Below are 13745 nucleotides of genomic sequence, written 5' to 3' on the forward strand. Positions count from 1 at the left end.
ACTTTCCGCCATGCTACGCATCGACAATCTCAGCAAGCGCTACGGCGACTACCTTGTATTCCAGGGCCTGACCCACACGTTCCAGCCTGGATGCATGGCGCTGTGCGAAGAAGACAGCACCGGCAAATCCACTTTGCTGGGCATCATCGCGGGCGTGATCGCGCCGGATGGCGGTGACGTCTGCATCGACGGCCATTCACTGGCCAAGGCGCCGCAGCAGGCCCGCGCCCGTCTGGCCTACGTGCCGGATAACTGCATGGCGTTTCCCACGCAGACCGGGCGCGAATTCCTGCTGAACGCCGCCGCCGAAAAGAACGTGAGCCTGGACGATAGCGTGCTGGACCTGGCGTTCCGCCTGGGGCTGGAGCCGCATCTGGACAAGCGCTTCGAGCAGATGTCGACCGGGTCGCGGCGCAAGGTGTACCTGGCGGCAGCCGCGCTGGGCACACCGGCTGTCGTCGTTGCGGACGGCCCCAGCAGCGGCCTGGATGCCCAGGCGCGCGGGGTGTTGGCCGAGGTTTTCATGACCTGGGCGCGCGACCGCGTGGTGCTGTTCGCCAGCCATGACCCCGACCTGGTGCAGGCCTGCAACGCGCGTACGCTGAACGTTGCCGACCTGCGTCAGCCACGCCTCGGTTGAACTGGCCGATCCCCGTTCAAACCGGCGTTCCGATTACATGGGCTCTGCCCTGGCCTAACCCGCGCGTCAGCGCTTGGATGCCTGCAGGACCTCGATGAATGCCTTGCTGAACGCCGGGATGTCGTCGGGCTTGCGGCTGGACACCAGCGTGCCGTCAACCACGACTTCCTGATCCACCCAGTTGGCCCCCGCGTTGCGCAGGTCGTCCCGCAAGGACGGCCAACTGGTCATGGTGCGATCGCGCACTACGCCTGAGGACACCAGCAGCCATGCGCCGTGGCAGATGACCGCCACGGGCTTGCCGGCGTCGAACATGGCGCGCACGAACGCCTGCGCCTTGGGGTGCATGCGGATTTCATCGCTGTTGACGACGCCACCGGGCAATAGCAGCCCGTCGAACACCGAAGGTTCGGCTTCGGCTTGCGCGAATATCAGATCCACCGGAAAGCGGTCGCCGGGTTTGTCGTGATGCATGCCCAGGATCGGATCATTGCGCGCCGATACCAGTACCGTGCGGGCACCTTCGGCTTGCAGCCGGTCACGCGGACCGGTCAGTTCCACCTGTTCGAATCCATCGACGGCCAGAATGGCGATGTTTACCTCGTTGAGTGTTGCCATGATTGCTCCCTGTGCTTGGCCCCGTGCGAGCGATGCGCGGCGGGCCGGGGCGCGCTCGCCGAAGCTACGGTGCAGCAAGTGGCATGCCGAAGGGGGAGAGGCAGATGGGTTTCGCGCGGCATGCGGTAGCGTTCTTGCAACGATCAGCGCGCGCTACACCCATCCTACGGACACAGCCGTACGGACACAGCCGCAACAACCCGGGCGCAGTCGGCATCCCTGAACATGGCCCTGCGTCAACGGGCAAGGCCTACATTCGAACAACGGACAAGGCCTACATTCGAACAACGGGCAAGGCCTACATTCGTACAACGGGCAACGCCGTCATTCGTGCAACGGGCAAGGCCTTCATTCGTAGGATGGGTGAAGCGCGGCAAGTTCGTTGCTAGAACGCGATAACCAGCGCGCGCAACCCATCACCCCCCCGCCCACACGCCGCCTCAAGCCACGCCCGCGAAGCGCTTGTCCAGGTAGGCGATGATCTCGCTGGATTCATACATCCAGCGCGCGCCGCCGGCTTCTTCGATACGCAGGCAAGGCACCTTGACCTTGCCGCCGCCGGCCAGCAGTTGTTCACGGGCCTGGGGATCGTTCTTGGCGTCGTGCAGCGTGACGGGCACGTTCAAGCGATGCATGGTGCGCCGCGTCTTCACGCAGAACGGGCAGGCGTGAAACTGATACAGCGACAGCGCGGCGGCTTCCGCGTTTACCGTGGCCTGGCCTTGTGCTGAACGTTGTTGCGGGCGCGGACGTGTCAGCGCGTCGCCAAGAACGATCAGTTGACCCAGGCCGACACGCAAGGCTTTGACAAACATGGATGTTCAACTCAAACAAAGGAAAGAGGCGGTCAGTCTACTCTTTTGCCGATTCCTGGCCCTGCAGCGTCCTCAGCTTCCTTAATTCCGGAAACCAGCGCATCCACAAACCCGCGACCGCTATCGTGCCCATGCCGCCGATCACCACCGCCGGCACGGCCCCGAACAGCTCGGCCGTCAGACCGGATTCAAATTCGCCCAGCTGATTCGACGCGCCGATAAACAGCGTGTTCACCGCGCTGACGCGGCCCAGCATGTGGTCGGGCGTATTCAATTGCACCAGCGACGACCGCACCACTACGCTGACGGCGTCCGCCGCGCCCAGCACGACCAGCGCCGCTACCGACACGGGAATCGATGTGGACAGGCCGAACACCGTCGTCGCCAGCCCGAACAGGATCAAGGAACCGAACAGCAACCGTCCCACGTGCTCGCCTAGGCTGAGCCGGGCCAGGGTCAGCGACATCAGCGCCGCGCCGCAAGCCGGGGCCGCGCGCAAGGCGCCCAGCGCCCAGGGGCCGGCGTTCAGGATGTCTTTGGCGAAGATGGGCAGCAAGGCCGTTGCGCCGCCCAGCAGCACCGCAAACAGGTCCAGCGACAAGGTGCCCAGCAGCAGGCGGCGCTGAAAAATGAAGGTGATGCCGGCAAACAACGTGCGCCACGTCGTGGGTTCCTTGCGCGGCGGGGCGCGCTCGATGATCAGCGTGGCAATCGACGCAAACGCTGTCAGGTACAACGCCGCCGCCACGCAATAGATCCACCCGGCGCCCAGGCTGTAGCCAATGCCGCCCAGCGCGGGGCCGGCAATTTGTGCGATCTGCCCGCCCGATGACGCCAACGCCGTGGCGCGCGGCAGCCATTCGCGCGGCACAACGGCGGGGATCAACGTAGACAAGGTGGGCGCTTCGAAGGCGCGCGCCGAACTCATGATGATGATGGTGGCGTAGATCAGCGTCTTGCCGCCTACGCCGTGCAGCGCGGCAATGGCCAGCACCAGCGTCGCAAGCGTTTCCAGTGCCATGCAGGCGGCAACGATCTTGCGGCGGTCGTAGCGGTCGGCCACATGGCCCACCACCAGCGTCAACGCGGCCATGGGCAGGAATTGCGCCAGGCCGATCAGCCCCAGGTCGATGGCGCTGCCGGACAGCGCATAGATCTGCCACCCCACCGCTACCGATACGATCTGGAACGCCAGGGATGCGCTGACGCGGGCGAACAGGAAGTGCAGGAAAGGAGGGCGGGTAAGCGGACTGGGAGATGCGGGGGCAGGCATAAGGGCGTGCACAGCAGGCGCGCGGACGGCGCCGGAAGGCACATTCTAGTGACAGCCGGCTGACGCGAAACTAAAGCGTCAGCCGGCGCGGCACTACGCCCCGATGGACACCAGTTCCGCGCCTTCGGTCACCTGGTCGCCCACGCCATAGAACACTTCTTCGACCTTGCCATCGGCAGGCGCCGAAATCGTGTGCTCCATCTTCATGGCTTCCATCACCAAAAGCGGCTGCCCTTTCTCGACGGTGTCGCCCGCCTTGACCGAGATCGAGATGATCTTGCCCGGCATCGGGGCCGTGAGGCCGCCGCCGTGCTCGCCCTGGGTGTCCTGGGCATGCGCCAAGGGGTCGTACAGCTCCAGCACGTGTACGCCGTCGTCGCCAAAGACGTGGGCGCGGTCGGCATGCAACACGACGGTGCCGGCATGCTCATGGCCGGCCAGCGTGATGCGCAGGCCGTAGGCCAGATTGGGATTGGCGCTGGCATGCGAGCGCCACAGGAATGGTTGCGCACCGGTTCCGGCGTCCAGCGTCCATGCGTCGCCTTGGCGAGCCACGGTAACGCGGCGCGTTTCGCCGTTGTCCACCCATTGCAGGTGACGCTGGTACTGCCCGCCCAGGCGCCAGCCGTCGCGCGCATCCCAGGGGTCGGCGAGGCCTTTAACCGGGGATTGCGCGCCGGGCTGCGCCAGGCCCTGTCGCACCAGCACGGCGGCCGAGGCCAGCGCCAGCATGGCGGCGTTGGCCGCTTGCGGTTCGGGCAGCAAGGTGGCGCGCTGGCGTTCGATCAGGCCGGTGTCCAGATCGGCGGCGGCAAAGGCGCTGTCTTTCATCAAACGCGCCAGGAACGCCACGTTGGTCTGCACGCCCACGGCCTGTGTTTGCGCCAGCGCTTGCAGCATGCGGGCGCGGGCCTGGTCGCGGTCGGCGCCGTGCACGATCAACTTGGCGATCATGGGGTCATAGAACGGCGTGATCGTGTCACCCGTGCGTACACCGCCATCCACACGGATGTCGGCGTTGGTGAACGCGCTGTGCGGCGGCAGGCCCAGGTAAGCCAGGGTGCCGATCGACGGCAGGAAGCCCTTTTCCGGGTTCTCGGCGTAGATGCGGGCTTCGATGGCGTGGCCATTGATGCGCAGGTCTTCCTGGCGCGCGGGCAGCGGCTGGCCGGCGGCCACGCGCAACTGCCATTCCACCAGATCGTGGCCCGTGATCATTTCGGTGACCGGGTGTTCCACTTGCAGACGCGTGTTCATTTCCATGAAGTAGAAGCGGCCGTCCGGCTCGGCAATGAACTCCACCGTGCCCGCGCCCACATAGCCCACGGCGCGCGCGGCGGCCACGGCGGCTTCGCCCATGGCGCGGCGGCGTTCTTCGGTCATGCCGGGAGCGGGGGCTTCTTCGATCACCTTCTGGTGGCGGCGCTGCACCGAGCAATCGCGTTCGAACAGGTAGACGCAATTGCCCTGGGTGTCCGCGAACACCTGGATTTCAATGTGGCGCGGCTTTTGCAGATAGCGTTCGATCAGTACGCGGTCATCGCCAAAGCTGGATGCCGCTTCGCGTTGGCACGAGGCCAGCGCGTCCAGGAACGCGCCCGACGATTCCACCACGCGCATGCCTTTGCCGCCGCCGCCCGCGCTGGCCTTGATCAGCACGGGGTAGCCGATGCCGTCGGCCTGGGTCTTCAGGAATTGCGGGTCCTGATTGTCGCCGTGGTAGCCGGGCACCAGCGGCACGCCGGCTTTATCCATCAGCGACTTGGCGGCTGACTTGCTGCCCATGGCGGCAATGGCGGACGCCGGCGGGCCCACGAAGGCAATGCCGGCCTTTTCAGCGGCTTCGGCAAAGGCTTCGTTTTCCGACAGGAAGCCGTAGCCGGGGTGGATGGCGCCCGCGCCGGTATCCAGCGCGGCTTGCAGGATGGCGTCGGCGCGCAGGTAGCTGGCGCGCGGTTCCGATCCGCCGATGTACACGGCTTGATCGCAGGCGGCCACGTGGCGCGCGTTGGCGTCCGCGTCCGAGTACACGGCAACGGTGCGGATGCCCATGCGGCGGGCGGTGGCGGCGACGCGGCAGGCGATTTCGCCGCGATTGGCAATCAGCAAAGTGTCGAACATGAATGTCATCCTGGCTGTAATTCTTCTTGAACTGCGGGCACGAATAGCGCGATGGCGCTACATGCGGAAGACGCCGAACTTGGTGTCTTCGATGGGGGCGTTCAATGCGGCGGACAAGGCCAGGCCCAACACGCGGCGTGTGTCGGCGGGGGCGATGATGCCGTCATCCCACAGCCGCGCGGTGGCGTAGTACGGGTGGCCTTCGTGCTCGTATTGGTCGCGAATGGGCGCCTTGAAGGCGGCTTCTTCGTCTGCCGACCATTGGCCGCCGCGCGCTTCGATGCCATCGCGCTTGACGGTGGCCAACACGCTTGCGGCCTGTTCGCCACCCATCACCGAGATGCGGGCGTTGGGCCACATGAACAGCATGCGCGGCGAATAGGCGCGGCCGCACATACCGTAGTTGCCGGCGCCGAACGAGCCGCCGATCAGCACGGTGAACTTGGGCACGGCGGCGGTGGCCACGGCCGTCACCATCTTGGCGCCGTGGCGCGCGATGCCTTCGTTTTCGTACTTGCGGCCCACCATGAAGCCGGTGATGTTCTGCAGGAACACCAGCGGAATCTTGCGCTGCGCGCACAGCTCGATAAAGTGCGCGCCCTTTTGCGCGGATTCCGAAAACAGGATGCCGTTGTTGGCGACGATGCCCACGGGCATGCCCTGAATGTGCGCGAAGCCCGTGATCAGCGTGGGGCCGAAGCGCGCCTTGAATTCATCGAACTCCGAGCCGTCCACGATGCGCGCAATGACTTCGCGCACGTCGTAAGGCTTGCGGGTGTCGGCGGGAATGATGCCGTTCAGTTCGCTGGGGTCGTAGCGCGGTTCGCGCGGGGCGATGGTGGCCAGTTGTGCAGGCTTCTTGCGGTTCAGCCGCGCGACGGCGTTGCGCGCCAGTTGCAGCGCGTGCATGTCGTTGGCGGCCAGGTGGTCCACCACGCCCGACAGGCGCGTGTGCACGTCGCCGCCGCCCAGGTCTTCGGCGCTGACTTCTTCGCCCGTGGCGGCCTTCACCAGCGGCGGGCCGCCCAGGAAGATGGTGCCCTGGTTCTTCACGATGATGGATTCATCGCTCATGGCCGGCACATACGCGCCGCCCGCGGTGCAGGAACCCATCACCACGGCGATCTGCGAAATGCCTTGCGCGGACATCTGCGCCTGGTTGTAGAAGATGCGGCCGAAGTGTTCGCGGTCGGGGAAGACTTCATCTTGCTGCGGCAGGTTGGCGCCGCCCGAATCCACCAGGTAGACGCAGGGCAGATGGTTTTGCGCGGCAATTTCCTGCGCGCGCAAATGCTTCTTGACCGTCATCGGGTAGTACGTGCCGCCCTTGACGGTGGCGTCGTTGCAGACGATGACGCATTCGGTGCCCGACACGCGGCCGATGCCGGTGATGACGCCCGCGCCGGGCGCGTCGCCGTCGTACATATCGTGTGCCGCCATGGGCGACAGTTCCAGGAACGGGGTGCCCGGATCGATCAGGTTTTCAACGCGGTCGCGAGGCAGCAGCTTGCCGCGCGCCACATGCTTGGCGCGCGCGGCTTCACTGCCGCCCAGCGCGGTCTGCGCCAGCTTCTGATTCAGATCATCCAGCTGCGCCTGCATGGCACGCGCATTGTCGGTGAAATCTTGCGACCGCGGATTGATGCGGGATTCGATGATGGGCATGGGGTACCACCCGTCCTGCGAAATGAGGATTTGAAGGCGTAGGATGGGTGTAGCGCGAGAGAACAGAGGCAAGAACGCCAAGGTCTCAACGCGCGCAACCCATCAAACAGACGTTAAGTTGTGGCAGAAAATCAAAAGAACAGCGGTGCAGCAATGATGGGGTGTGGGGGCCATCGTTTTCTGGCTTAGGTTGCCTAGAAATTTGATGCTGCTTGATGGGTTGCGCGCGTTGAGGCGGTTGCGTTCTTGCCATCGGTCTCTCGCGCTTCACCCATCCTACGGCTTCACCCATCCTGCGAATTGGGCGGGACGTTGTCCCGCCCAATCCTCACACCATCTCGATGGCCATTGCCACGGCTTCGCCGCCGCCGATGCACAGCGTGGCCACGCCGCGCTTGCCGCCGGTCTTGCGCAGCGCGCCGACCAGCGTGGCCATCAGGCGGGCGCCCGATGCGCCGATGGGGTGGCCCAGGGCGGTGGCGCCGCCATGGACGTTGACCTTGTCATGCGGCAGCTTGAAGTCGTTCATGGCGGCCATGGTGACTACCGCGAAGGCTTCATTGATTTCGTAAAGGTCTACGTCCTCGGCCTTCCAACCGGTCTTGGCGAACAGGTTCTTCAACGCGCCGACGGGGGCGGTGGTGAACCAGCCCGGCTCTTGCGAGTGCTGGCTGTGGGCCACGATGCGGGCCAGCGGCTTCACGCCAAGCTTCTCGGCGGTGGACGCGCGCATCAGCACCATGGCGGCGGCGCCGTCGGAGATCGACGACGAGTTCGCGGCAGTGATGGTGCCGTCCTTCTTGAAGGCGGGCTTGAGCGTCGGAATCTTTTCCGGCATGGCCTTGGTGGGGGCTTCGTCGGTGTCGATCACGGTGTCGCCCTTGCGGCCGGCCACGGTCACGGGGGCGATTTCCCACTTGAAGCTGCCATCTTCCGTGGCGGCGCGGGCGCGGCGCAGCGATTCCAGCGAGAACTCGTCCTGCTGTTCGCGCGTGAATTCATATTTGGCGGCGCAGTCTTCGGCGAACACGCCCATGGCCTTGCCCTTGTCGTAGGCGTCTTCCAGACCGTCCAGCGCCATGTGGTCATACACGGTGTTGTGGCCGAAGCGGTAGCCCTGGCGCGCCTTCAACAGCAGGTACGGCGCGTTGCTCATGCTTTCCTGGCCACCGGCCACCACCACTTCGGCGCTGCCGGCTGCCAGCAGGTCGTGGCCGAACATGGCCGCCTTCAGGCCCGAACCGCACACCTTGTGAATCGTGGTGCAAGCCACGCCCAACGGCAGGCCGGCGCCGAGCGCGGCCTGGCGCGCCGGGGCTTGGCCCTGGCCGGCTTGCAGCACGTTGCCCATGATGACTTCGTCGACTTGTTCCGGCTTGATGCCGGCGCGTTCGATAGCGGCCTTGATGGCCACCGAGCCCAGCTCATGCGCGGCCAGGCCGGACAGGCTGCCCAGCATGCCGCCCATGGGCGTGCGGGCGATGGAAACGATAACGATGGGATCTGACATGACTAACTCCTGTGAGGGTCGGGACAGCGTCTGGGTGTCGGCACTGCGCGGTCGCCAGGAAGGCGTGCCGGACGCAGGCGTCTGTCTGTATCGTAAGGGAAAAATTCTTCAATCCGGCCCTGCGCCACGTGGGCGCGGCAGGCCTGCCACCAGTCCGGTTCCAGCAAGTCGGCATGGTGACGCATGAAGGCGCCGCGCACGCGCGGGTCGCCTAGCAGAAAGCGGCCGAATTCTTCGGGAAATACGTCGTTCGGTCCGATGGCGTACCAGGGTTCGGAGGCCATTTCCGCTTCTTCGTTCGGGGCCGGCGGGATGCGCCGGAAATTCATTTCGGTCATGCGCTGGATTTCGTCGTAGTCATAAAAGACGACGCGGCCCAGGCGCGTGACGCCGAAGTTCTTGTAAAGCATGTCGCCGGGGAAGATGTTGGCGGCGGCAAGCTGGCGGATGGCGTCGCCGTATTCGCGCACGGCGGGGTCCAGCAAGGCGTCGGAGGCCTGGCGCAGATAGATGTTCAGCGGCGTCATCCGCCGTTCGATGTAGACGTGGCGGATGACGACGGTGTCACTGGTTTCTTCGATCAGGCTGGGCACCAGGCGGCGCAGTTCGTCCAGCAAGGCGGGGGCGAAGCGGCTGCGCGGCAGCGCCACCTGTGAATATTCCCAGGTGTCGGCCATGCGGCCCACGCGGTCGTGCAGCTTCACCATCTGGTACTTGCGGCGCACGGTGGCGTGGTCCATGCCGTCTTTGTCGATGCGGTCCTTGATCAGCTTGAATACGTAGGGGTAGGACGGCAGCGTGAACACGCACATCACCATGCCCTTGATGCCGGGCGCGATGTCGAAGGCGTCGCGCGAATGGGCCAGGTGATGCAGGAAGTCGCGGTAGAACAGCGTCTTGCCCTGCTTTTGCAGGCCGATCATGGTGTAGAGCTCGGCCTTGGGCTTGCGGGGCAGCAGCGTCGCCAGGAAGTTGACGACGGCGGCGGGCGTTTCCATGTCCACCAGGAAATACGCGCGCGTGAAGCTGAACAGCGTGCTCAGGTCGTCGGCGCCCAGCAGCAGCGCGTCCAGCGTGACCTGCCCGGCCGGGTTGCGCGTGAGCGCCACGGCGAAGGGGTAGACGGTGGTCTGGTTGATCAGCCGGCCGACGATGTAGGCGCCTTTGTTGCGAAAGAACAGCGAGCCCAGCGCGTGGACCTGGCAGTCGCTGGCGATGCGCCGGCCCACGTGGCGCGGCAGCAGCGTACGCAATTGTGCAACCGCCGCGCGCGCCAGCATGCGGGTATCGCGCGGCAGGTCTTCAAAGGGCAGCGCCAGGCCGAAGTCGGCCACCATGCGGATCAGGCTTTTTTCCAGGCCGTCCGTCGCCGGGTAATACACCCGGTACGACGGCATGCTGCTGTCCAGATAGTCGGTAGCAACGGCGGGCCGCACGAAGAGGAAATCGTTATGGAAATAGTCGCGGTGCAGCAGCCGGCACGTGACCGAATTGAAGAAGGTCTCGGCGCATTCGGGCTGCTTGTGTGCGCCCAGCAGGCCCACGAATTCCTGTTTGATCTGTTGCCAGTAGGCGGTCTGGGCGTCGGTCAGGGCGGGTACGGCCGCGCCGTTGCCGTTGCCGTTGCCGCTGTGGCTGGGAATGTCGTCCAGCGCGCCTTCGGGCCGGCCACGCAGCACGCTTTCCAACTGCGTGGCGCATTCGCGCACGCGCATGTCGTAGTACTCGATGCGTTCGCGCGACAGGTGCTGGATGCCGTGCCAGTCGCCGGATTCAAACAGCGCCTTGGCGCGCTGCGCGCTGTAGCGAAACAGGGCGTAGTGGCGGTCAAAGCCGGCCAGGATCAGCCGCGCCACATCCAGCGGCGACGGCCCCGGGGCGGGGGCCTGCTCGATGTGCTGGACGTCGGACATGCGGATCATGGCGGGGCGCTCGGCCGAAGGATCAGGCGGTTTCGTTGAAGAGTTCGCGGCCGATCAGCATGCGGCGGATTTCGCTGGTGCCGGCGCCGATTTCGTAGAGCTTGGCATCGCGCCACAGGCGGCCCACCGGGTATTCATTGATATAGCCGTTGCCGCCCAGGATCTGCACGCCTTCGCCCGCCATCCAGGTGGCTTTCTCGGCCGTGTACAGGATCAGCGCGGCGCAGTCCTTGCGCACCTGGCGCACGTGTTCGGCGCCCAGCTTGTCCAGGTTCTTGCCCACCTGATAGCAGAACGCGCGGCTGGCTTGCAGGGTGGTGTACAGGTCGGCGACCTTGCCCTGGATCAGCTGGAATTCGCCGATGGCCTGGCCGAACTGCTTGCGGTCGTGAATGTAGGGCACCACCACGTCCATCACGGCCTGCATGATGCCCAGCGGGCCGCCGGACAGCACGGCGCGTTCGTAGTCCAGCCCGCTCATCAGCACCTTGACGCCGCCGTTGACCTGGCCCAAGACGTTTTCTTCGGGAATTTCGCAGTCCTGGAACACGAGTTCTCCCGTGTGGCTGCCGCGCATGCCCAGCTTGTCGAGCTTTTGCGCCACCGAGAAACCCTTGTAGCCCTTCTCAACCAGGAACGCGGTGATGCCGCGCTGGTGCGCTTCGGGGTCGGTCTTGGCGTAGACCACCAGGGTGTCGGCGTCCGGGCCGTTGGTGATCCACATCTTGGTGCCGTTCAGCACGTAGCGGTCGCCCTTTTTGTCGGCGCGCAGCTTCATGCTGACCACGTCCGAGCCGGCGCCGGGTTCGCTCATGGCCAGCGCGCCCACGTGTTCGCCGGAAATGAGCTTGGGCAGGTATTTGGCTTTTTGCGCCGCCGTGCCGTTGCGGTTGATCTGGTTCACGCACAGATTGGAATGCGCGCCATACGACAGGCCCACCGAGGCGCTGGCGCGCGAGATTTCTTCCATCACCACCATATGGGCCAGATAGCCCATGTTGGCGCCGCCGTATTCCTCGTCGGCCGTCATGCCCAGCACACCGAGTTCACCGAATTTGCGCCAGAGATCCATGGGGAACTGGTCGCTGCGGTCTACCTCGGCCGCGCGCGGCGCGATCTCGGCTTGTGCGAAATTGCGCACGGCGTCGCGCAGCATGTCCAGGTCTTCGCCCAGGTCGAAGTTCAGGCCGGGAAGGTTCATCGATGTCTCCGTGATAGTGGGTACTTACATTCTTATGGGCGCCTGTGGCCGGCGCCGCGCCGCGGTCGTGTGGCTCATCATGCGCCGATCACGCACCGCTATGCAATGATGCACCGCAAATATTACGTTTACGTAAACGTAAAGTGGAGTCGGGTAATCCCTAGGGAATGAAAATTCCCCGGCTAGAAGATCTGCTTAGGGTTTGACCGCCGGCTGGGTGGCGCGCCTGCGCGGCTTGTGCGGCACGCCGCGGTCGTCCACGGGCAGGTCCATTACCCGATACCGCATGACCGCCAGGGACTTGGGGTTGGTGATCCGCGCCATGTGCGCGCACTGCGCGCACCAGTGGCCCGCCCGGATCGACGCGAATGGCGCGTGCCAATCGTGCCCGCGATGGCACAGCCAGTGCATTTTCTTGGTGGTGTTCTGGTAGACGGAAGTCAGGCATTCACCGCCCCGATCTCGCGCCGCCTGGTGTGCGGCTTCGATGCCCAGGCGCTTGTTCAGGTTGGCGCACACGCCGCACCAACTGCCCAGCATGACCTTGCCGCCGGTGGTGAGCCATTCGTGGCCTTCGGCGCAACGGAAGCGGTAGCGCACCCCAAGCCCGCCATAAGCGTCGGCCAGACATGCGCCGCCGCGTTCGGCGGCCTTGCGCTGCAAGCGTGCCAGGCCGTCGGGATGCCGATAGCCTTCGACTTTGCGCAGCCGCGCGCACTCCGGACACCAGGTGCGCCGCAATACGTCGACACCGGCCGCTTCCCATTCATGGCCCGCGCCGCAGCGAAACAGGAATGTTCGTTGGCCACGGGGGCTTGCGGTGTCCAGGCATTGCCCGCCCCGCAAGGCCGCCGTTTGATGGATGCGCAGCAGAAGATCGTCGCGCCGGCGCCGGTAGCCGGCGTCGCGGCCGCAGACGGCGCAGCCGATCCGTTGCAGCGCCTTGTTGCCCTTGCGGTTCCAGGCGTGGCCGGCGTCGCACTGGAAGCGGTGCGGTGCATCCCATCCCAGCCAATGCGGTTCCAGGCAGGTCACGCCGTTCTGTCGCGACAGCTCGCGCAAGCGCCCGAAGTTGGACGCGGCGGCGCACAGCGGGCATTTGACCTCGAGCGCGCGGCCAAAGGTTTGCAGCGTGCGTTGGAACAGATGCCCTTCTCGGCAGTGAAAGCGATACATCGCTGATAAACCGCGCCAATCGGTGTCCAGGCATTCGAAACCGGCAGCGTCCGCGGCGGCGCGTAGCTGGGGTTGGCGGTCAAGGATGGGGTGAAGACGACGCTTGTGCATGAGGAATCCTGTTGCCAAAGACACCGCCATGACTGTCGTAAGCACCGCCGGACACCCATTGGGAAACAGGATGGGAGCAGGCAACGGGCACGACTTGCTCCGGACGATCGCAGCCGCGACGCGCCGGGATGGCGATCGCCGATCTTGCCTTTCCGTCGGACGCAAAGATATTGGATAAGTCTTATTTTTGGGCGGAACTGTCTGATCCGCCTGTCGCGCGCAGATTGCGGACTAGCCGTCCCGCATGGCGCGGGCAAGACATCAAGCGGCCTCTGGCCACAGCAGCGCCAGGTTGGCGCAGGCGCCGTCCGTTAAGGCTTTTTCGCGAGCAGCGCGCGGCAGTCGCGTTCCTGCTGGGCGATTTCCTGCAGGGTGTCTTCGATGTCACGGCGCTGTTGTTCCAGCGTGGCGCGATGCTGTTCCAGTACGCTCAGGTACTGGCGCAGTTGCACTTCGGTGTCGCCCGGGCTGTCGTACATATCGATCAGCGTCAGGATTTCAGACAATTGCAGCCCCAGGCGCTTGCCGCGCAGCGCCAGCTTCAGGCGCGTGCGGTCGCGCGGGCCGAAGATGCGGTTGCGTCCCTCGCGTGCCGGGCTGACGATTCCCTGGTCTTCGTAGAAGCGGATCGTGCGGGGCGTGACGTCGAACTCGCGGGCGAGTTCAGAGATGGTCCAGGTTGACGAGGGCATG

The 13745-nt window shown here is 65.2% G+C and carries 11 protein-coding genes; 1 reads left to right on the top strand and 10 read right to left on the bottom strand.

The genetic code is table 11. The annotated features are described in order from the left end of the window. Positions 1 to 10: 10 nt before the first annotated feature. Positions 11 to 640: an ABC transporter ATP-binding protein gene (locus P8T11_RS20355; RefSeq protein WP_268080338.1), complete on the top strand. Its 630-nt coding sequence runs from the start codon at positions 11 to 13 to the stop codon at positions 638 to 640. A gap of 66 nt (positions 641 to 706) precedes the next feature. Here P8T11_RS20355 and P8T11_RS20360 read toward each other — a convergent pair whose 3' ends face one another. The 10 genes from P8T11_RS20360 to P8T11_RS20405 form a co-directional block, all read right to left on the bottom strand. Continuing rightward, on the bottom strand, positions 707 to 1258 hold the full coding sequence (locus P8T11_RS20360) for a type 1 glutamine amidotransferase domain-containing protein (protein ID WP_277549771.1): 552 nt from the start codon (positions 1256 to 1258) through the stop codon (positions 707 to 709). Between the two features lie 440 nt (positions 1259 to 1698). Beyond that, entirely contained in the window at positions 1699 to 2073 is a 375-nt protein-coding gene (locus P8T11_RS20365) for a glutaredoxin family protein (RefSeq protein ID WP_268080337.1), read from the bottom strand. Between the two features lie 37 nt (positions 2074 to 2110). After that, the gene (locus P8T11_RS20370) at positions 2111 to 3346 is read right to left on the bottom strand and encodes an MFS transporter (protein ID WP_268080336.1); all 1236 of its coding nucleotides are present in this window, start codon (positions 3344 to 3346) and stop codon (positions 2111 to 2113) included. 93 nt (positions 3347 to 3439) lie between these two features. Further along, positions 3440 to 5467, bottom strand: coding sequence for an acetyl/propionyl/methylcrotonyl-CoA carboxylase subunit alpha (locus P8T11_RS20375; protein ID WP_268080335.1), 2028 nt, complete (start codon positions 5465 to 5467; stop codon positions 3440 to 3442). A 57-nt stretch (positions 5468 to 5524) separates the two neighbouring features. Further along, a complete protein-coding gene (locus tag P8T11_RS20380; protein ID WP_268080334.1) occupies positions 5525 to 7132 on the bottom strand; it encodes a carboxyl transferase domain-containing protein in 1608 nt (535 codons plus the stop codon). A gap of 328 nt (positions 7133 to 7460) precedes the next feature. Then, on the bottom strand, positions 7461 to 8642 hold the full coding sequence (locus P8T11_RS20385; RefSeq protein ID WP_127183099.1) for an acetyl-CoA C-acetyltransferase: 1182 nt from the start codon (positions 8640 to 8642) through the stop codon (positions 7461 to 7463). 2 nt (positions 8643 to 8644) lie between these two features. Then, positions 8645 to 10564 carry a bifunctional isocitrate dehydrogenase kinase/phosphatase gene (gene aceK, locus P8T11_RS20390; protein ID WP_268080333.1) on the bottom strand — a complete coding sequence of 640 codons (1920 nt, stop codon included), beginning with the start codon at positions 10562 to 10564 and terminating at the stop codon, positions 8645 to 8647. 22 nt (positions 10565 to 10586) lie between these two features. Beyond that, positions 10587 to 11765 carry an isovaleryl-CoA dehydrogenase gene (locus P8T11_RS20395; RefSeq protein WP_100853595.1) on the bottom strand — a complete coding sequence of 393 codons (1179 nt, stop codon included), beginning with the start codon at positions 11763 to 11765 and terminating at the stop codon, positions 10587 to 10589. Positions 11766 to 11960: 195 nt separating this feature from the next. After that, the gene (locus P8T11_RS20400) at positions 11961 to 13052 is read right to left on the bottom strand and encodes a hypothetical protein (RefSeq protein WP_268080332.1); all 1092 of its coding nucleotides are present in this window, start codon (positions 13050 to 13052) and stop codon (positions 11961 to 11963) included. Between the two features lie 311 nt (positions 13053 to 13363). Then, complete coding sequence (locus P8T11_RS20405) at positions 13364 to 13744, bottom strand: MerR family transcriptional regulator (protein ID WP_268080331.1); 381 nt, start codon at positions 13742 to 13744, stop codon at positions 13364 to 13366. Position 13745: the final 1 nt, after the last annotated feature.

This window comes from Achromobacter spanius (assembly GCF_029637605.1).
In the GTDB taxonomy this organism is placed as follows: Bacteria; Pseudomonadota; Gammaproteobacteria; order Burkholderiales; family Burkholderiaceae_B; genus Achromobacter; species Achromobacter spanius_E.